Origin of the sequence: Chryseobacterium takakiae (genome assembly GCF_900129385.1) — a bacterium.
Classification (GTDB): domain Bacteria; phylum Bacteroidota; class Bacteroidia; order Flavobacteriales; family Weeksellaceae; genus Chryseobacterium; species Chryseobacterium takakiae.
Window position 1 is genome coordinate 219,946 of record NZ_FQVO01000003.1, and the last position, 18,679, is coordinate 238,624.

An 18,679-nucleotide genomic window follows, 5' to 3' on the forward strand; every position below is an offset into this window, starting at 1 on the left:
AATCATTTTAAACTTAAAATGGCCAGTCTATATCCGTCCATTCCGAAACCTGACAGTACCGCATCGGTATTAGCGGCTGTTACAGATTTTTGCCGGAATTCTTCCCTTTTATAAATATTGCTGATGTGGACTTCCACTTTGGGCTGCTGAATATTTTTTAAGCAATCCGCAATCGCATAAGAATAATGCGTAAAAGCTCCCGGATTAATCACCAATGCATCAAAATCATCTTCCTGAAGCCTGTTGATAAGTTCTCCTTCAATATTCGACTGGTAATATTCTATTTCGTAAGCTGTAAATTCTGACCTTAATTTTTCCAAAAAAACATCCATAGTTGTGGTTCCGTAAATTTCGGGTTCACGGGTTCCCAACAAATTCAGGTTCGGGCCATTGACAATTAAAACTTTCATGTTATAAAATTAAAGGTTTTTACAGTAAGATCTGATAACTGAGCTTATTTTTTTAACAAAATATCTAATACCATTTGCAGGGAAAGACATACAAAATGATCCTATTATCTATTTTAAAACCATTAACTTTGATAATCAATTCTGTAAATGACGTCCATTACAGGCTATAGATAAAATGATTCAGCACCATGAGAAAAGATATCGAAAACAAATTGATAGACAAAAACACAAAGCCTACCAGCATGAGAATCCTGGTGTATGATTTTTTGAGTTCTCAGGAGGCTGCTTTATCATTATCTGAAATTGAAAATTATTTTGAAAGCGCAGATCGCACCACCATTTACAGAACATTGAAAACATTCGAAGAAAAAGGAATTGTCCACAGCATTCAGGAAAATACCACTACCAAATATAAACTCTGTCACGACGGATGTAACGAAAATACACACAAAGACTGGCATCTTCACTTCTACTGTAAAATCTGTAAACAGACCACCTGCAAAGAAGATATTTCTTTTCCTGAAAATCTTCAAACCAATTTCAGGATCGATGAAATAAGGCTGTTTGCCAAAGGAATCTGTGAGGGCTGCATGGAAAGTTTGCAATAGTGTTGCACTGGTTTTGTCTGTATTTTTGAAAAAAAATTAGTTATGGAAGAATGCTGCAGCGCAAAGCCTAAAAAAGAATACCAACGCCATGAAGGTCACAATCACGATCATTCTCATAAGACCGGAGATCAGTCTTTATTCCGGATGTTTCTTCCTGCAATCATCTCTTTTGGATTATTATTAATAGGAATTGTTATAGCAAATTTCATTAAAGCTGAATGGTTTACCGGCTGGATTCGCCTGGTTTGGTACTTCATCGCTTATATTCCTGTTGGTCTTCCGGTTTTGAAAGAAGCGTTCGAAAGCATAAAAAACGGCGATGTGTTTTCTGAGTTTTTCTTAATGGAAATCGCCACTGTCGGCGCTTTTGCGATAGGAGAATATCCGGAAGGAGTTGCGGTAATGCTTTTTTATTCCATTGGTGAAGTCTTTCAGGGTATGGCCGTAACCAAAGCAAAAACCAATATTAAGTTGTTGCTGGATCAAAGACCTGATGAAGTTGCGGTTTTAAAAAATGGAAAGCCGGAGACGGTAAAAGCAGAAAAAGTAAACATCGGGGAAATCATTCAGCTAAAATCCGGAGAAAAATTGGGTTTGGATGGCGAACTGCTCTCTGAAACAGCATCGTTCAATACGGCTGCTTTAACGGGAGAAAGCAAGCCTGATACGAAAATGAAAGGAGATCCTGTATGGGCAGGAATGATTAATCTGAACACCATAAGCCAGGTAAAAGTTACCGCCGCTTACAAAGATAGCAAGCTGAGTAAAATTCTTGAACTGGTGCAACATGCGACGGCTCAAAAAGCTCCGACTGAACTATTCATCCGCAAATTTGCCAGAATTTATACCCCGATTGTGGCCTTTCTTGCTATAGGAATTACTTTTCTTCCTTACTTTTTTGTTGAAAGTTATCAATTCAGGGACTGGCTGTACAGAGCTCTGATATTCCTGGTGATTTCCTGTCCGTGTGCATTGGTAATCTCCATTCCGTTGGGATATTTCGGAGGAATCGGCGCCGGAAGCCGAAACGGAATTTTATTTAAAGGAAGTAATTTCCTCGATCTGCTGGCCAATATTCAGCATGTGGTAATGGACAAAACCGGAACGTTAACGGAAGGTGTTTTTAAAGTTCAGGAAATTCACTTTAATGATGAATTTAATAAGAAGGAAATTTTAAATCTCGTAAATGCATTAGAAAGTAAAAGTTCACACCCTGTGGCAACTGCTATCCACGAATATGTGGGAGAAGTTGATCATTCTCTTCAGCTGGATAACGTAGAAGAAATTGCCGGACATGGCCTGAAAGCTACCGTTAATGGGAAACAACTCCTGGTCGGAAATCTGAAGCTGATGGATACATTTAATATCAGCTATGATATCAATGGTGAGAACATCGTGTATACGCTTATCGCAGTAGCGTATAATAAGAAGTTTGCAGGATACCTTACGATTGCAGATACGATAAAGGCTGATGCGCAGTTGGCGGTCAACAAATTGAAAGCTCTGCATGTAAAAACGACAATGCTCAGTGGTGATAAAGCTTCAGTGGTGATGCATGTGGCAAACCAGTTAGGAATTGCTAATGCATACGGTGATCTGCTGCCGGAAGATAAAGTCAACAAAGTCAAAGATATAAAAGCAAGGAAAGAAACCGTTGCTTTTGTAGGCGACGGCGTAAATGATGCTCCCGTTATCGCATTAAGCGATGTCGGAATTGCGATGGGCGGATTGGGAAGTGATGCGACGATTGAAACTGCGGATATCGTTATCCAGGATGATATGCCGGGTAAAATCCCGATGGCCATTAACATTGGAAAACAGACAAAGAAAATCGTGTGGCAAAATATTATTCTGGCATTTTCCATTAAAGCAGTTGTTCTTATTCTCGGAGCAGGAGGTTTGGCAACCATGTGGGAAGCCGTTTTCGCCGACGTCGGAGTCGCTTTACTCGCTATTCTGAATGCGGTAAGAATCCAGAGAATGAAATTCTAAAAATAATTATCTGTGAAAATCGATGGTTTCATGATCAAATAATAATCAGCTTTATCAGCAAAATCTGCGGGAGATAAAGTTTCCCGCAGATTTTCACAAATTACACAGATTCTTTTAAGTTTCATAATAACTATTTTTATTCATCTGGGAAATCAGTGCAATCCGTGTTTAAGAATATAAAAACTCCCATAGCTTTCACAATTTCCGTAGGTTTTTAATGCTTTAAATTATTTATCCTAAGCATTATTATTTGAGAAATCTGTGCGAAACTAAAGCGTACAGTTAACAGTTGCCACAACTGACTTTCATCATAATCTATCCTAAATACAAAATTTCATTAGTATATTTGTAACACAGAATATATCATTGAAGTTTCTTATTTCCATATTTATCATTTTTACGATTGCATTACGTCCTGTTTTGCCTTTGATTAATTATGCCGTTAATTATGAGTACATCGTAAAAAACCTTTGTGAAAACAGAAATATCCCTCAGTCTACCTGTAAAGGAAAATGTTATGTCGCCAAAGAAATGGCAAAAACGGAAAAGCAGTCCAATACCAATCAGACGATAAAGATTTCAGGATTGGATGTTTTTATTTCTCATGAAGTTCTTTCCTTTTCAGATAACAATCTGTTTGACGTTTTAAACAAAAAATCAGAATCGGATTACCTTAATTTCCATACTTCAGAATATTTTTCCAAAATATTCCATCCACCTTTAGCATAAACGGTTAAACAAATTTATATTCACTTTAACCCTTAAGAATTAATTTAGTTTTAAGACTGTTAGGAAATCGCTTACATTTAAGCTGAAGGCTTACAAATCTGTATGATTTCTTAATTAAACTTAACTCCTTCAATATTCTTAATGGTTCAGAAGCTCTTTATAATATTAAATTTAGTTTAAAAATCAACCTTTTTTTTCTAATACAAGTATTAATTTCAATTTAAATAAAATGAAATCAAAAGTTATTTTAACGGCATTATTGTCTGTTTCCCTTATGGCCTGTGCCCAGGAAACGCCTAAAGTAAAGCATAAAAAAGCAAAGACCGCGGCAAAGGCTGATGCAAAACCGGTAAAATTTGCCAATGCGGTAGACCCGATCTGCAATATGCCCACCGAAGCCGATATGAAGGATACGGCAGTGTATAAAAATAAAACGTACGGTTTTTGCAGTGCGTATTGCAAAGATGAATTCAAAAAGAACCCTGAGAAATATGTCCAGAAATAAAAAGCCCCATAACTCCAAAAGCAAAGTAATTGTTCCGATTGCGGTTCTTGCTTTACTTTTCCTGGGGATCGGTGTTGGAATGGGCTATTTCAAAAAAAATCTGTATACGGTGATGAAGGTTCCGGATTTTCAGCTGACCGATCAGAATAATAAAAAAATCACCAATAAGGATATGTTGGGTAAAGTATATCTGGTGGAATTTTTCTTCAGCAAATGTCCTACGATTTGTCCGGTTATGAATACCAATATGAGAGCCATTGAAGATGAAATCAACAGTCCCGATTTCGGAATCATCTCCATAAGCATTGATCCTGAAAATGATACGCCGCAAACTTTGAAAGAGCACGCCGACAGAATCGGGGCAAAATCTCCGAACTGGCATTTTCTTACGGGAGACAGAGATTACATCGGGAAACTGGCAGATCAGTTCAATATTTATGTCGGAGATAAAGAAGACGAAAGCGAAAGCCTGAACCACAGCGGAATGATTGCCCTCGTAGATAAAGAAGGAAACCTCCGTTGCCGATATAATAAAGACAACATACCGATTTTATATTATTCAGGATTAAATTATGAAGATCCGGAAGGAAAAATACCCAAACTCAATGGGAAATACCATCCCGACAGAGAAATATTAATCGAAGATATTAAAAAATTGTTGAAATAGAGGTTTGGAAGATGGAAGATGGAAGTTAGAGGCTGGAGGTTTTATGCAGCATGTAAAAGAACTTCAACCTTCCATCACCCATCTCCCAGCCAAAATAAAAACCACATAAAATAAAAAAGTATGAAAATTATGAAAATTGCTGCTTTAAGTGCAGTATTTGCGGCGCAGTTTGCGATAGCTCAGTTTAAACAGACTCCACTTCCGTATGCTTACAATGCGTTGGAAGGAAACATCGATGCGCAGACCATGGAAATCCACTATTCCAAGCATGCGGCAGCGTATGTTGCGAATTTGAATAAGGCAATTGCAGGAACGCCTCAGGAAAAACAGACCTTATTCGAGATCATGTCCAATGCTTCAAAATTACCGGCTGCTGTAAGAAATAATGCAGGAGGTCATTACAACCATGAATTGTTCTGGACTGTTTTAACACCTGAAAAAAACACACAACCTTCAGCAAAACTGACAAAAGCAATTAATGATGCTTTTGGAAGCATGGATGCTTTTAAAGCAAAGATGGCAAAAGCCGGAGCCAACCGTTTCGGATCAGGATGGGCATGGCTTTCTGTGGATAAGAGCGGAAAATTATTTGTTTCTTCAACACCCAATCAGGATAATCCTTTAATGGATGTGGTAGAAGAAAAAGGAACGCCTATTTTCGGGATCGATGTCTGGGAACACGCGTATTATCTGAAATATCAGAATAAAAGAGCAGATTATTTAACGGCGATCTGGAATGTAACCAACTGGAAAGAAATCAGCAGAAGATACGAAGAAGCCATCAGCAAAAAATAATCCAATGAACTTAATTTGCAGCATATTTCTCACCTTATTTGTGGTATTCAGACCTCTGGTGCCATTGGTGGAATATGCTGTAAATTATGATTACATCTCCGAAGTATTGTGTGTCAACAAAAGCAATCCCGAAATTCACTGTAACGGAAAATGTTACCTGAGTAAAGAAATTGCCAAAACCAATGACACGGATTCTTCCCCTTTAAACAAAACAAAAAATTCAGGACAGAAACTTCTTGATATATACGTACTCCCTGAAATCACCAAAATCCATACAACAGAAAACGTATTCTTTTCAAACGCTCATTTTCTGTACGAAACCGCGTATTCCTTTCTGTTTTTAAAATCTATTTTCAGACCACCGGTTTTTTAGTGCATCATTTTATCATTTTGGGCGATCCCCTTTCCCTGGCTTTTCCGGCTGCACGGGTCGGGCTGTCCGCTCATATCTTTTTTTTAGATTCTTCCTTACGTCAGAATCCAAAAAAAAGGATAACCGCTTCCATCCCTATCGCGATGGGGCACATCAATATATTTATCACTAAAAAATCAACAATGAAAATTTATAAATTTTTATCATTATTCTTTATTGCATTTACTTTATTCACCCTTTCATCATGCGGAACCAGCGACGATGATGAAGCTACAGATTCCATTCCCGGAAACCTTCAGCTAAAATTCGAAAACGGATTCAATAATTTGGGAGACATTGTGCTGAACCAAATCACACAAACTTCCGTTAACGGACAAAAACATCAGTTTTCCACCCTGAAATATGTAATCAGCAACATCACTTTAATTGATGAAAACGGAAGAGAGTTCAAATACCATTACAACGACCCGGATAAAGGTGCTTACATCGTAGATCAGGCAGAAGCCGTTGCCGGAATTAATTACATCAACCTGAAAGAAATTCCTAAAAACAATTACAAAAAAGTAAGAATCGGTTTAGGAATCAGTCAGTCAGCTTATCTTTTGGGACAGAACGGGCAGGGAATTTTCTGGCAGAAAGCAAAAACCGCAGGAATGGCCTGGTCCTGGGCTGCCGGATATATCTTTATAAAGTTGGAAGGCAGATACGGAACGTCTTCAGCCACAACAGAATTCATGAATCACTGCGGAAATATGGGCAATACTTCAGCCAACAATACTCCGGATCTGTACCGGGAAATTACCCTTGATTTTCCTACAACGGCGAGAGTTTCAAAAGAAATTACCCCATCCGTTCATATTCTGGCAGATTTTAACCAATATCTGAGCGGACAAACTGCTTTAACATTGGACAGTTCCAACGATATGGCAATGGGGTCGAGCCCGCATCTGGTGAATGTGACGAACAATATTTCACAAATGTTTAAAGTAGATCACGTTCACAATGATTAATTTTTTCCTACAATCCAAAAGAGGGCAATTCTACTTTCTATGGATTTTCCTGTTTTTTGCTGCTGTTGTAATAGTGTCATGCACCGACGATGAGGTTATTGAACCTTTGCCCAGAGATGAAGCATATCGTCTTGACAAACCATCCGGATTTCCGGAAATAACTTTTGATAGTACAGGAAACCCCATTACTGTAAATGGAGTGGCATTGGGGAAAAAACTTTTCTATGAAGGAAAATTATCGAGAAATAATACCATTTCATGCGGATTTTGTCACATTCAGGAATTTGCTTTTACCCATCACGGTCATACCGTAAGTCATGGAATTGATGACCGGTTGGGAATGCGTAACGCACCGCCGATACAGAATATGGCGTTTCTTAAAAATTATACTTGGGACGGGGTCAGCCACAATTTGGACGAAAGATCCTTGGTTCCTATTACAACCGATTTTGAGATGGACAGCTCTCTTCCTGAAGCGGTAGGGAAACTGAAGACAGATACAAATTATAAGAAAATGTTTAAAGCAGCATTCGGCGACGAAAACATTACCGGGGAAAGAATTCTCAAAGCCATTTCCCAGTTTATGGCCACCATGGTTTCCGCGGATTCAAAATATGACCGGATGAAAAAAGGAAATGCTGTTTTCACTGCGGAAGAAAATCAGGGAATGGCTCTGTTTCAGAATAAATGTGCATCTTGTCATTCGGGAGACTTATTTACTGATGAAAGCTACCGAAACACGGGAATGTATTACAATCCGCAGTTGGACGACAGAGGAAGATACCGGGTAACGCTGGATTGGAATGACAATATGAAATTCCGGGTTCCAAGTTTAAGAAATATAGAATATACTGCACCGTATATGCACGATGGAAGATTTTACAGCTTAGAAGCGGTGATGAATTTTTATTCTGAAAATGTAGAAAACCAACACAATCTGGATCCGTTGCTAAAACAAAACGGACACCTCGGAATTCCAATGACAACCTCGGAAAAACAGAATATCATCGCATTTCTGAAAACGCTAAGCGATAAAACTTTTATAACCAACCCAAAATTTGCAGAATAATAAAGTTATGAAGAAGATATTTTTAGCATTGGGTTTAGCAGGGTGTTTTTGTAGTCAGGCAAGAGAAATCCATGACAGTTTATTTATTACTAAAGAAATCACTCCAATGTTCTTTGATGATTGTGACGCTTGTGGCTGCGCCGCAGGAAACGGTTCTTCCGGTTTTGAATCTTTACTGAATCCTCAGTTTATCGGCGTTAAATATTTTGCACAGCATTACAGAGCGAAAGAAAACTTATTTGTCAGGGATCTTACTCAGGATCAGTATTTCAATACGGTTCAGCTTTGGGGAAAAATTCCGGTTACTAAAAATGTAAGTGTGTATGCCAATATTCCGTTTCAGTTCCACACCAAGAAAACGTTACAGGGAGATATCAGGATTGAAGGAATCGGGGATGCGAATGTGATGGGAATCTACCAAATCATCGATTCCAAAGGTTCTTCTCACCAACTGAACGGTGGTTTCGGAGTGAAGATCCCGATCGGAAAATTCGATGAAAAAGGAATCACCGGAGTAAATCCGAGTTTTCAGCTCGGAACAGGAAGCTGGGATTATCAAATGGTTTTGAATTATAAATTTCAGAAAGATAAACTGGCGGTGCTGCTGAACACAGATTATACTTTGAAAACTGAAAACAAAAAGCATTACCGTTTCGGAAACCAGTGGAATTATGCGGCAGCAGGTTTTTACAGGTTCTGGAAAAACGAAAACAGCATTCTTTCCGGGAAATTCGGAATGCAGGGTGAAGTTTACAACTGGAACAGGCAGTTTGGAGAAGTAATGCCCAAAACCGCAGGAAGTGCTTTGTACGGAAAGCTTGGTTTTGAAGCTTCTTATAAAAGATTCAGTTTGGGAAGTGAAGTAATGCTTCCTGCTTATACGAATCTTGCCGGAGGAGACATCGAAGCCAGATCACGGTTCAGTATTTTTGTGAATTTTGGAATTTAATTAAAATATTAATTTACATAAAACCTTCATCGCATGGTGAAGGTTTTATTATATCGTAACTCAATAAATAAAACCGGTTATCAAGTAAATAAAAAAAGAGACTCAAAACCGAATCTCTTTTAAAGTAGCCCGTAGGGGAATCGAACCCCTCTTACCAGAATGAAAATCTGAGGTCCTAACCGATAGACGAACGGGCCAGCTATCTTCTACTGTTACCAGTATGTTAGTTTTTGTTTTTATAAGTTTCAACTCTTATTAATTACCAGGTTAGAGTAGTAATTAAGTTTTGTAGCCCGTAGGGGAATCGAACCCCTCTTACCAGAATGAAAATCTGAGGTCCTAACCGATAGACGAACGGGCCAACTATACTTATTAAGCTAGTTTATTAACGTGCTTAGTTAATTTGCTTTTTAAGTTAGCAGCTTTGTTTTTGTGGATAATATTTTTCTTAGCTAATTTATCCAACAAAGCGATAACTTTTGGCAATTGCTCTGTAGCAGCAGCTTTGTTTTCTTCATTTCTTAACACCTTCATTGCTGTTCTAGCAGTCTTGTGGTAGTATCTGTTACGAAGTCTTCTTACTTCGTTTTGTCTAATTCTTTTTAATGCTGATTTATGATTTGCCATATCGTTCAAATGTGAGTGCAAAAGTAAAAACTTTTTTTTTATCTACCAAATTTTATTTTCAAAAATTTTTAATTTTCTTCTGATAAATATTTTCGGAGTTTATCAATTGCCTGTTCTATTTTAATATTCTCTTCTTCTCTTTCTAATTTTTTGATGGTTGCGGTAAGCATGGCCATCGCATTGTTCCATTCTCCAGTGGTGTTGGTGAAGGTAAGTCCGTCAATCGTTACTGCAAAATCGACTCTTTCTCCTGTCCTGTAAAGTCTGAAACTTATTTCATCATCACTGCCTGTAATCCCGTCTTCATTGATTCTTAAATCGTAACTTTTTGGGTTAGAGTGGATTTTTTTAAAAAGCATTTTAGCTTCCTGTATTTTTAAATCCGGCATGATATACATTTGTGGCTTTAGTAGAATAATAACTCTACTTTAAAGCGGGGCAAAGATACTATTTTTTTCTTTTCAAGAAAATACTTCTGGTCGCTTTTGAGTATTTTTTATGATAAACTGTTCACAATGTGTGTGATTTTTTTTAACATAATATTCTAAAAAACCAGTAGCAACACAAAATCAATTGTTTGGCAAAACAAACTTCTAAATAGACAGGTATTCTCAATTCATTATTAAAACAAAAATCTCCAACCTTTCCAGATCAGAGATTAATTGCTGTATTTCGTAGCCTATAGGGGAATCGAACCCCTGTTGCAAGAATGAAAATCTTGAGTCCTGACCACTAGACGAATAGGCCAAATTTTGAGGTTGCAAAAGTAGTTATTAACTTTTTAACTTCAAAATTATATTGCTTTATTTAGCTACTTTTTGAATGACCGTATTCTTAATGCCTTTAGCTTCAAGATCTTTCTGAAGTTTCACCGCATCTTCCAGTGTCTGTACTTTTCCATACGTGTAGTAGAACACACCGTTTTCTTTATTTCGTTCTACATCCTTGAGGTTCTGCAGGATAAATGAATTTCCGTTCAGTTTATCACCTGTATACACTTCTATAGTATAATACCCTGTATTCAGTTTCTGATTCGGCATAAAACCTACCGCATATGCATTCCGGAATCCTGCATCTTTAGCAGTTTTAATGTTGATATCCCGCACGGAAGCCAGATTTGTAACACCGTAATAATATTTATACAGTCCGTTTTCTTTAATAGGAAGAATGTAGTTTAATCCTTTTAATGCAGGATCTCCGTCATTGTATTTTGTTGGAGAGCTCAGAAGTAAAATTCTGAAGTCATTTTTCAGGGCAACTTCCACAGGCTTTTCCGGTTCCGGCTTTTTCGTTGACGCAGCATATCCCGATTTACGGTCGACCGCTTTTTTGTAATCTATAACCGCTCTGTAAATACTTTCTGCAATTTCGGTCTGTCCTTTATCTGAAGCCAGGTAATGGCTTTCTTCAGGATGGTTGATAAAACCCGTCTCAATAAGAACGGAAGGCATCGCGTTCATACGAAGGACATGGAGGTTTTTCTGGAAAACACCGCGGGAAGTTCTTTTGTCTTTATTCACAAAATTGTCTTCCACAAGACCGCCTAGAAGTAGGCTGGATTCCAGGTATTTGCTTTGCTGAAGTTTTAATGCGATAAGGGATTCCGGAGAACTCGGATCGTAGGAACCGAAGGTCTGTTTATCTTTTTCATCCAAAAAAATCACATCGTTTTCCCTTTTGGCAACTTCAAGATTAGTGTCATTCTGATCCGGCCCCTGTACAAAAGTCTCCGTTCCGTAGGCGGTAGGTTTTTTGGAAGAATTGCAATGTATGGAAATAAAAAGATCCGCTTTGCTTCTGTTGGCCAGGTTGGTTCTGTCTGATAAGGAAGGGTATTCGTCTATTTTTCGGGTATAAATAACTTTGAAATCTTTATTTTTTTCGAGCATTGCCCCAACTTTTAAGGTAATGGCTAGTGTGATGTCTTTTTCAGCAATCCTGCCTATATCATCATAGGTTCTGTTGGCTCCGTGATCATTTCCCCCGTGTCCTGCATCCAGAACAATGGTGAATTTCTTTTGCGAAAAAATAAAGTTGATCGAAAGAAGAAGGAGAAATGATAAAATTATTTTAAAATTTACTTTGTGCATCCTACAGTTTTAAAAATTATATTAATTTTGAGCCTTAATTGTATATCAATAAATATAACAAATAAATTGGTCAAAACCGTCTCCAAAAATATATTACAAATTTTAATTATCCTAATTTTTAACAATTTTTTAGCACAGGAAGCTCCTGGAAAATTGACTAAAAATACGGTTAATGATACTATTCCCAAACAAGATACTGTTGTTCTGAAGAAAGAGCCGCTTGAAAGTGTTCTTCAGACTAAAGCAGATTATAACCGCAGGGATTTTCAGAAAAAAATGATTTATCTGAACAAAAATGCACAGGTGAAATATCAGGATGTTCAGATCGATGCAGATTATATTTCCATCGATGAAACCAAAAGTCTCATGTACGCGCGCGGGAAGCAGGATTCTTTAGGAAGATATATTGAGCCCGCTGTTATTACGCAGGCCGGAAAGAAATATGAAACCGACGAATTTCAGTACAATACAAAAACAAAAAAGGCAATTGCATTTAATGCAAGAACCGAAGAAAGTGAGGGCGTAATTGTTGCTGAAAAAACGAAAAAATACAATGATTCGGTCTTCGCCATGAGACGGGCGGATTATACAACCGATGATTATTTTATTAAAAAGAAAGATACTGCGGCAGACTATTTTTTGCGGGCATCCAATATCAAACTGGTAAAAACTAAGAATAAGTCTTCTATTATCTCCGGACCTATTCAGATGTATATCGAACAGGTTCCTACTCCGTTAATCATGCCATTTGCAATTTTGCCGTTTTCAGATAAAAGATCTGCAGGGATCCTGATTCCGAGTTTCGGGGAGAGACAGGATGTCGGCTTTTTCCTGAACGGACTGGGATATTATCAGCCGATTGGAGAGCATTTTGACCTTAAGATTCTGGCAGATATTTACACAAAAGGAAGCTGGAACTTACGTCCGGAAATGAATTATGTCAAAAAATACAGGTATTCCGGAAATTTCTCTGCGGATGTCGGAACTGCAGTAAGAGGTATTAAAGGATTGGATGATTACGGAAAAACAAGTACCTACAGAATTGCGTGGAGACATACTCAGGATACGAAATCAAATCCGTTCCTGAATTTTTCCGCATCGGTGGATATTGTAAGTACAAAATTCTACAACAATACCCTGAACAACAATTATATTTTAAATCAAAACGTATTAAATACCCAGCAAAACTCAACCGTAACGGTTACTAAGAGATTTTTAAGATTACCGGCAACCATTACGGCAACGGCATCTTATTCCCAGAACTTTGCTACCGGATTGTCGGATCTTCGTCTCCCGCAGATGAATGTGGCAATTAACCAGTTTTATCTTTTCGGCTCCAAAACCGGAACAAGAACAGGATTGCTGGAAAATATCACCGTAAATACCGGGATTAACCTTACCAATTTTGTTCAGACAGATGAAGGAGAGCTTTTTAAAGCGGCAATGTGGGATAAATTACAGACCGGACTGAAAAATAATATTGCTTTAGGAACCAATACCACCGTCGCAAAATATTTCACATTCAGTTTAGGAGCTAATATCGATAATGCTTTAACGACTAAAACCGTTAGAAAATATTACGATCCTATAGCAAACAAAGCCATCACAGCAACGGATAAAGGAGTGGCGGGATATTCTACATTTTCAACAACGGCGAGTATTCAGACGACTTTATACGGACAGGCCAATTTCAAAAAAGGTTCTGCAATTGAGGCTATCAGGCATATGATGACGCCAAGCATCGGGTTTACCTATTCTCCTGATTTCGGAGGTTCCGGTTTCGGTTATTACAGGAATTATTATGACGCCAACGGAGCGTTAACTCCTTATTCTATTTTTGAAGGCGGTATTGTGGGAACTCCAAGCAGTGGAATGGTGGGTGCGCTCGGATTCAATATCGGAAACAATATTGAAATGAAAGTGAAGTCTAAAAAAGATTCTACGGGAGTAAAAAAGATAAAAATTTTCGAATCTTTAAATCTTTCCGGAAATTATAATTTTGCTGCAAAAGACCATCCTTTTTCCATCATTACAATCAACGGGCAGTCTTCATTCTTTGATAATAAATTAAGTGTCAACACCAGTTTATCATTAGATCCTTATAAAATCATTTATCTTCCCGGTCAGGATGTCGGAATCAGAACCGAAGATTTGGGTGGCTTCAGCGTACAGGGGTTTAATGTGCAGCTGTCTTATCCTTTAAGCAGCGAAATTTTCGGCGAAAAAACAGATTATTCCAAAAAGTATCAGTCGAAGGGTGAAGTGAGAAATGAGAATTATTATTTTGATGACGATAATTATGCTCATTTTGATCAGGCCTGGACCCTGAATGTAAATGCAAATTATGCCTACACGAAAAGCTATGCTTCAAGAACGCCTACAAGACTTGCTTCGGTAGGTCTTGACGGGAGTATCAAGCTTACCCCATTCTGGAATATCAATGCCAGTACACACTACGATATGGTAACTAAAGAATTGGCATATACAAGGATTGGTTTTGCAAGGGACCAGCGAAGTTTTACCATTAATTTCAACTGGGTGCCTTTCGGGCAATATAAGGTGTATGATTTCTTTATAGGCATTAAAGCCAATATCTTAAGTGATGCCTTAAAATATAAAGACAGAAGTTTTACACAGCCGAATGCACCATTCTAGCATTAGATTTGATATTTGATTATAGAAATAGAATATAAATTTTATATTTGCACCCAAAATAAATTCTAATGAAAAAAATAATCAACACTGTAAATGCTCCTGCAGCAATCGGGCCTTATTCACAAGCCAATATGGCAAACGGAGTTTTGTATATTTCGGGTCAGATTCCTGTAGATTCTGCAACAGGTAAATTGGTGGAAGGGATTGAAAAGGAAACACATCAGGTAATGAAAAATCTTGAAGCTATTCTTACGGAAGCAGGAATGACATTTAAAAATGTGGTGAAGGCTACCATTTTCCTTAAAAGTATGGATGATTTTGCGGTAATGAATGATATTTATGCATCTTACCTTGATGCGGAAAGCTTCCCTGCCCGTGAAACGGTACAGGTGTCATGCCTGCCTAAAAATGTGGATATCGAAATTTCTATGATCGCTCATCAGGATTAATGAATTTTATAAGAAATACAATTGCGGTTATTGTAGGCCTCGGAATTGCAGGACTCATCATTACTCTTGGAATAAGAGTATTTCCGCAATGGATTACTTTTGAAGCTTTTGCTCCTTTTGAGCATTGGGAAAGATTTCTTCAAAGTATGCAGAATGATGACGCATTCTTTGGCTTTCTTTTATTTATTTCCGGACTGGGAACAACAGTAGGAGGCGTGGCTACGGCTATCATTGTAAAATATGCGAAGGTAGCTTATGCAATCCTTATCGGTTTTATTATGCTATTTCTGGCTATGCTGGATATTATTATTTTCCCGTACCATCCTACGTTCTATAAAATTTCCATTTTCTTAACTTTTTTCCCGTTTTCATGGATAGGAGGAAAAATTGTAGAGATTATTTATGAGCGAAAAAATAAAAGAAAAATCTCCGAAAAAGTAAATCAATCATAAAAAAAACGCTGCCGACGGCAGCGTTTTTTATGGTATAAATTGAAAATATTTATTAAGGCATTTTAAATCCTCTTGTATAAATCTGTCCATAAGCATCTACAAACTTCACAGATACATTCCCTGAATATTTATCAAGAATCTTTTCAACATCTTTTTGTGAATTCACAGGCTTGCCATTAATCTCAATAACAATGTAATTGTCTACAATTCCTATTTTGGCAATTTCACTTCCTTCCGTTACATTTTTGGCAACCACACCGCTGTTCAATCCGTAATCTGTTTTAAATCTTTCGCTCAGAGGATCGAATTCGGCTCCGATTTTTTCAGTAACACTAAGGTCTGCTTTAGTTCGCGTTGAAGTTCCGCCTTTCTGGTCTTTCAATGTTACGGTGGTCATGTTTTCTTTACCGTTTCTTACATACGTTACAGCCACTTTGTCACCAGGACGTTTGCTTCCGATTGCAATGGATAAGTCTGCAAAGTCTGTTACTGCAGTATTATCGATTTTCGTAATAACGTCGCCTACTTTTAATCCTGCATCTTCAGCGCCGCTGTTGTCCCCGAAACCGGTTACATATACTCCGGAACCGGCTTTAATATTGGTTTTTTTCTCTTTGTTATAAGCTGCTACCTGCAGATCATTGGATAAATCCAAAGACTGTACTCCAAGGAAACCTCGCTGTACAATACCAAATTTTTTGATATCCTCAACAATTTTTCTTGCTAAATTGGAAGGTACCGCAAAACCATATCCCTGGTAATATCCTGTTGTAGACTGGATCGCAGAGTTGATACCGATAAGGTCTCCATTCGTATTCACCAAAGCACCTCCTGAGTTTCCTGGGTTAATGGCGGCATCGGTCTGGATAAAGCTTTCAATTGGATTAGCTGCTTTCCCCTGTGAACTTAAAATTCCAATTCCTCTTCCTTTCGCTGAAACAATACCGGCAGTTACGGTAGAATTCAATCCAAGTGGGTTTCCTACGGCAAGCACCCATTGTCCTACTTCTATATTATCGGAATTTGCAAAATTCAGGTACGGCAGTCCTTTTTCTTCAATTTTCAGTAAGGAAATATCGGTATTCGGGTCTGTGCCTACTAAAGTCGCGATATACGATTTTTTGTTGCTTAAAACAACCTCCAGCTTATTAGCCCCTGCTACAACGTGGTTATTGGAAATAATATAACCGTCTGGAGAAATGATAACGCCTGAACCCATTCCTGAAGGCATGTTATCCGGAGCCTGTTGCTGTCGCTGTCGCTGCTGGCCTCTTCCGCCAAAAGGGTCTCCAAAGAAGAAATCAAAAAGATCCTGCTCAGAAGCACGGTTGGCAGTTCTGGACTGGTAATTTTTAATGGTTACTACGGCAGGAACAGTAGTCTTTGCTGCTTTTACAAAATCATCTCCAACAGCGGAAGAATTCATCCCCGCAAAGGTAACATCGGAAGCAGATTTGGTAAAGTATGATTTGTCTGCACTGTTGGAGTCATGATTAAAATATTGTAATGTTCCAACGGTAGTAGCTCCTGAGATCACTCCTACTACGGCAAATGGTAATAGTTTTTTTAAAGTACTCTTCATTATATATCTTTCTTATTTAATTATTATGAATTTTTTCTTTTTTATTGTGAACAAATTTAATGCTAAATAGGTATGCACTTAGTATGTAATGTTTCAATTTTAACTAAAATTTAACAGCAATTGTAATACTTTATATAGTTTCCCATAAATTTGAAATCTTAATTAACGAAACTTAAAAAAAACTTAATGACATTCTGACATATTGATGTCTTTATTGTCATAAAGTTAAATTTTTTTGATCTAATTAATACCACCAAAACAATACCATACCTCTATCTTTTTTTAGATATATAAATTCGTTATCTTTGCAAAAATTTTCTCACTTAAAACGTTTATAGCATGCAACTGTACAACACCTTAAGCGCAGAAGAAAGAGCTCGACTTATAGATGAGGCAGGAAAAGAGCGCCTTACATTATCTTTCTATGCGTATGCCAAAATTGAAGATCCCAAAAAGTTTCGCGACGATTTATTTATAGCTTGGAATGCCCTTGATGCATTAGGCCGTATTTATGTTGCCCACGAAGGAATCAATGCTCAGATGAGTGTTCCTGCGGATAATTTTGAGGCATTTCGTGAAACGCTTGAAGCTTATAATTTCATGAGAGGTATTCGTCTTAACGTGGCAGTAGAACAGGATAATCATTCATTTTTAAAATTAACGATCAAAGTCAGAAATAAAATCGTTGCCGATGGCTTGAACGATGAAACTTTTGATGTTACCAATAAAGGAGTTCATTTAAAGGCAAAAGAATTTAATGAATTGCTTGAAGATCCCAATACGATTGTCGTAGACTTCAGAAACCACTATGAAAGTGAAGTAGGTCATTTTGAAGGAGCCATTACTCCCGATGTTGAAAACTTCAGGGAAAGTCTGCCGATTATCAATGAGCAACTGCAGGATTTCAAAGAAGATAAGAACCTTTTGATGTATTGTACCGGGGGAATCCGTTGCGAAAAGGCAAGTGCTTATTTCAAACATCAGGGTTTCAAAAATGTGTTCCAGCTGGAAGGGGGAATTATTGAATACACCCGTCAAATCAAAGAAGAAGGGATTCAAAGTAAATTTATCGGTAAAAACTTTGTATTTGATCATAGGTTAGGAGAAAGAATTACCGACGATATTATCGCGCAGTGCCACCAGTGCGGAAAACCATGTGATAACCATACCAACTGTGCGAATGATGCCTGTCATTTGCTGTTTATTCAATGCGATGAGTGTAAAGAAGCTATGGAAAACTGCTGTTCAACAGAATGTCTTGAGACCATTCATTTGCCGTGGGAAGAGCAGGTGAAATTGAGAAAAGGACTGCAGGTGGGAAATAAAGTATTCAGAAAAGGAAAATCTGAAGCTTTGAAATTCAAAAAATCAGGGGACTTGCCGGGCAAACCATTGGCAAAGGCAGAAAAAATTGAAACGAAAGATATCCGCCAGAAGATTAAAGTCAAAAAAACATTAATCGGAAAAGCAGAGCATTATTATTCAAAATCTAAAATCGCTCAGTTCTTAATTGAGAATGGGGAGCTTGCTGTAGGGGATAGGGTTTTAATTTCCGGGCCTACAACAGGAGAGCAGGAAGTAACGATATCACAGATTTTTGTGAACGGAAGTTTTAGCGATATAGCAAAGACAGGTGACCAAATTACTTTCGAACTGCCTTTCAGAGTTCGTCTTTCTGATAAATTGTATAAAATTGTGGAGTAATGTTTAAAAACAT

General features: G+C 37.7%; 19 protein-coding genes and 3 tRNA genes. 14 read left to right on the top strand and 8 right to left on the bottom strand.

Annotation, left to right across the window (positions count from 1 at the left end):
- Positions 1 to 2: 2 nt before the first annotated feature.
- Positions 3 to 410, bottom strand: coding sequence for a type II 3-dehydroquinate dehydratase (locus tag BUA76_RS05930; RefSeq protein ID WP_072883887.1), 408 nt, complete (start codon positions 408 to 410; stop codon positions 3 to 5).
- Between the two features lie 188 nt (positions 411 to 598).
- Between BUA76_RS05930 and BUA76_RS05935 the strand changes: the two genes are divergently transcribed.
- The 10 genes from BUA76_RS05935 to BUA76_RS05980 all read left to right on the top strand — a co-directional run bounded on the left by BUA76_RS05935 (position 599) and on the right by BUA76_RS05980 (position 9,107).
- Entirely contained in the window at positions 599 to 1,018 is a 420-nt protein-coding gene (locus BUA76_RS05935; protein ID WP_072883888.1) for a Fur family transcriptional regulator, read from the top strand.
- Positions 1,019 to 1,060: 42 nt separating this feature from the next.
- A complete protein-coding gene (locus BUA76_RS05940) occupies positions 1,061 to 3,010 on the top strand; it encodes a heavy metal translocating P-type ATPase (RefSeq protein ID WP_072883889.1) in 1,950 nt (649 codons plus the stop codon).
- A 366-nt stretch (positions 3,011 to 3,376) separates the two neighbouring features.
- Positions 3,377 to 3,739, top strand: coding sequence for a hypothetical protein (locus tag BUA76_RS05945; RefSeq protein WP_072883890.1), 363 nt, complete (start codon positions 3,377 to 3,379; stop codon positions 3,737 to 3,739).
- A 229-nt stretch (positions 3,740 to 3,968) separates the two neighbouring features.
- Positions 3,969 to 4,244: a YHS domain-containing protein gene (locus tag BUA76_RS05950; protein ID WP_072883891.1), complete on the top strand. Its 276-nt coding sequence runs from the start codon at positions 3,969 to 3,971 to the stop codon at positions 4,242 to 4,244.
- Positions 4,231 to 4,911: an SCO family protein gene (locus tag BUA76_RS05955; protein ID WP_178337308.1), complete on the top strand. Its 681-nt coding sequence runs from the start codon at positions 4,231 to 4,233 to the stop codon at positions 4,909 to 4,911. The genes BUA76_RS05950 and BUA76_RS05955 overlap by 14 nt, the downstream gene beginning before the upstream one ends.
- A 120-nt stretch (positions 4,912 to 5,031) precedes the next feature.
- Positions 5,032 to 5,706, top strand: coding sequence for a superoxide dismutase (locus tag BUA76_RS05960; RefSeq protein ID WP_072883892.1), 675 nt, complete (start codon positions 5,032 to 5,034; stop codon positions 5,704 to 5,706).
- Between the two features lie 4 nt (positions 5,707 to 5,710).
- Complete coding sequence (locus BUA76_RS05965; protein ID WP_083573173.1) at positions 5,711 to 6,079, top strand: hypothetical protein; 369 nt, start codon at positions 5,711 to 5,713, stop codon at positions 6,077 to 6,079.
- 182 nt (positions 6,080 to 6,261) lie between these two features.
- On the top strand, positions 6,262 to 7,089 hold the full coding sequence (locus BUA76_RS05970; RefSeq protein WP_072884022.1) for an MbnP family protein: 828 nt from the start codon (positions 6,262 to 6,264) through the stop codon (positions 7,087 to 7,089).
- A complete protein-coding gene (locus BUA76_RS05975) occupies positions 7,082 to 8,158 on the top strand; it encodes a cytochrome-c peroxidase (protein WP_083573174.1) in 1,077 nt (358 codons plus the stop codon). Before BUA76_RS05970 ends, BUA76_RS05975 begins: the two co-directional genes overlap by 8 nt.
- 7 nt (positions 8,159 to 8,165) lie before the next feature.
- Positions 8,166 to 9,107, top strand: a complete 942-nt coding sequence (locus BUA76_RS05980) for a transporter (protein WP_072883894.1) — start codon at positions 8,166 to 8,168, stop codon at positions 9,105 to 9,107.
- 125 nt (positions 9,108 to 9,232) lie between these two features.
- Here the strand turns inward: BUA76_RS05980 and BUA76_RS05985 are convergent.
- The 6 genes from BUA76_RS05985 to BUA76_RS06010 form a co-directional block, all read right to left on the bottom strand.
- Positions 9,233 to 9,304, bottom strand: a tRNA-Glu gene (locus BUA76_RS05985).
- A gap of 92 nt (positions 9,305 to 9,396) precedes the next feature.
- A tRNA-Glu gene (locus BUA76_RS05990) sits at positions 9,397 to 9,468 on the bottom strand.
- A gap of 11 nt (positions 9,469 to 9,479) precedes the next feature.
- Positions 9,480 to 9,734 carry a 30S ribosomal protein S20 gene (rpsT, locus tag BUA76_RS05995; RefSeq protein ID WP_072883895.1) on the bottom strand — a complete coding sequence of 85 codons (255 nt, stop codon included), beginning with the start codon at positions 9,732 to 9,734 and terminating at the stop codon, positions 9,480 to 9,482.
- A 68-nt stretch (positions 9,735 to 9,802) separates the two neighbouring features.
- The gene (locus tag BUA76_RS06000) at positions 9,803 to 10,123 is read right to left on the bottom strand and encodes a hypothetical protein (RefSeq protein WP_072884023.1); all 321 of its coding nucleotides are present in this window, start codon (positions 10,121 to 10,123) and stop codon (positions 9,803 to 9,805) included.
- A 286-nt stretch (positions 10,124 to 10,409) separates the two neighbouring features.
- Positions 10,410 to 10,481: transfer RNA gene (locus BUA76_RS06005), tRNA-Glu, on the bottom strand.
- A gap of 56 nt (positions 10,482 to 10,537) precedes the next feature.
- Positions 10,538 to 11,824, bottom strand: a complete 1,287-nt coding sequence (locus BUA76_RS06010) for an N-acetylmuramoyl-L-alanine amidase family protein (RefSeq protein ID WP_072883896.1) — start codon at positions 11,822 to 11,824, stop codon at positions 10,538 to 10,540.
- Between the two features lie 66 nt (positions 11,825 to 11,890).
- On the opposite strand from BUA76_RS06010, the gene BUA76_RS06015 reads away from it, so the two are divergent.
- From BUA76_RS06015 to BUA76_RS06025, 3 genes are all read left to right on the top strand, one after another.
- Positions 11,891 to 14,479: a putative LPS assembly protein LptD gene (locus BUA76_RS06015; RefSeq protein ID WP_143149868.1), complete on the top strand. Its 2,589-nt coding sequence runs from the start codon at positions 11,891 to 11,893 to the stop codon at positions 14,477 to 14,479.
- Positions 14,480 to 14,547: 68 nt separating this feature from the next.
- A complete protein-coding gene (locus BUA76_RS06020) occupies positions 14,548 to 14,928 on the top strand; it encodes a RidA family protein (protein WP_072883897.1) in 381 nt (126 codons plus the stop codon).
- A complete protein-coding gene (locus tag BUA76_RS06025) occupies positions 14,928 to 15,380 on the top strand; it encodes a hypothetical protein (protein ID WP_072883898.1) in 453 nt (150 codons plus the stop codon). The genes BUA76_RS06020 and BUA76_RS06025 overlap by 1 nt, the downstream gene beginning before the upstream one ends.
- Before the next feature lie 52 nt (positions 15,381 to 15,432).
- Here the strand turns inward: BUA76_RS06025 and BUA76_RS06030 are convergent, their stop codons facing one another.
- Positions 15,433 to 16,962, bottom strand: a complete 1,530-nt coding sequence (locus BUA76_RS06030) for a trypsin-like peptidase domain-containing protein (protein ID WP_072883899.1) — start codon at positions 16,960 to 16,962, stop codon at positions 15,433 to 15,435.
- Positions 16,963 to 17,301: 339 nt separating this feature from the next.
- Here BUA76_RS06030 and trhO point away from each other — a divergent pair, with 339 nt between their 5' ends.
- The gene (gene trhO / locus BUA76_RS06035; RefSeq protein WP_072883900.1) at positions 17,302 to 18,666 is read left to right on the top strand and encodes an oxygen-dependent tRNA uridine(34) hydroxylase TrhO; all 1,365 of its coding nucleotides are present in this window, start codon (positions 17,302 to 17,304) and stop codon (positions 18,664 to 18,666) included.
- The last annotated feature ends 13 nt before the right edge of the window (positions 18,667 to 18,679 follow it).

Bases quoted from the DNA above. Each gene is read 5' to 3' on its own strand.
- BUA76_RS05970 (WP_072884022.1), top strand. From the start codon at position 6,262: ATGAAAATTTATAAATTTTTATCATTATTCTTTATTGCATTTACTTTA.
- rpsT (WP_072883895.1), bottom strand. From the start codon at position 9,734: ATGGCAAATCATAAATCAGCATTAAAAAGAATTAGACAAAACGAAGTA.
- BUA76_RS06020 (WP_072883897.1), top strand. From the start codon at position 14,548: ATGAAAAAAATAATCAACACTGTAAATGCTCCTGCAGCAATCGGGCCT.
- BUA76_RS05950 (WP_072883891.1), top strand. From the start codon at position 3,969: ATGAAATCAAAAGTTATTTTAACGGCATTATTGTCTGTTTCCCTTATG.
- BUA76_RS05965 (WP_083573173.1), top strand. From the start codon at position 5,711: ATGAACTTAATTTGCAGCATATTTCTCACCTTATTTGTGGTATTCAGA.
- BUA76_RS06000 (WP_072884023.1), bottom strand. From the start codon at position 10,123: ATGCCGGATTTAAAAATACAGGAAGCTAAAATGCTTTTTAAAAAAATC.
- BUA76_RS06010 (WP_072883896.1), bottom strand. From the start codon at position 11,824: ATGCACAAAGTAAATTTTAAAATAATTTTATCATTTCTCCTTCTTCTT.
- BUA76_RS05935 (WP_072883888.1), top strand. From the start codon at position 599: ATGAGAAAAGATATCGAAAACAAATTGATAGACAAAAACACAAAGCCT.
- BUA76_RS06025 (WP_072883898.1), top strand. From the start codon at position 14,928: ATGAATTTTATAAGAAATACAATTGCGGTTATTGTAGGCCTCGGAATT.
- BUA76_RS06030 (WP_072883899.1), bottom strand. From the start codon at position 16,962: ATGAAGAGTACTTTAAAAAAACTATTACCATTTGCCGTAGTAGGAGTG.
- BUA76_RS05975 (WP_083573174.1), top strand. From the start codon at position 7,082: ATGATTAATTTTTTCCTACAATCCAAAAGAGGGCAATTCTACTTTCTA.
- BUA76_RS05955 (WP_178337308.1), top strand. From the start codon at position 4,231: ATGTCCAGAAATAAAAAGCCCCATAACTCCAAAAGCAAAGTAATTGTT.
- BUA76_RS05940 (WP_072883889.1), top strand. From the start codon at position 1,061: ATGGAAGAATGCTGCAGCGCAAAGCCTAAAAAAGAATACCAACGCCAT.
- BUA76_RS05930 (WP_072883887.1), bottom strand. From the start codon at position 410: ATGAAAGTTTTAATTGTCAATGGCCCGAACCTGAATTTGTTGGGAACC.
- BUA76_RS05980 (WP_072883894.1), top strand. From the start codon at position 8,166: ATGAAGAAGATATTTTTAGCATTGGGTTTAGCAGGGTGTTTTTGTAGT.
- trhO (WP_072883900.1), top strand. From the start codon at position 17,302: ATGCAACTGTACAACACCTTAAGCGCAGAAGAAAGAGCTCGACTTATA.
- BUA76_RS05960 (WP_072883892.1), top strand. From the start codon at position 5,032: ATGAAAATTATGAAAATTGCTGCTTTAAGTGCAGTATTTGCGGCGCAG.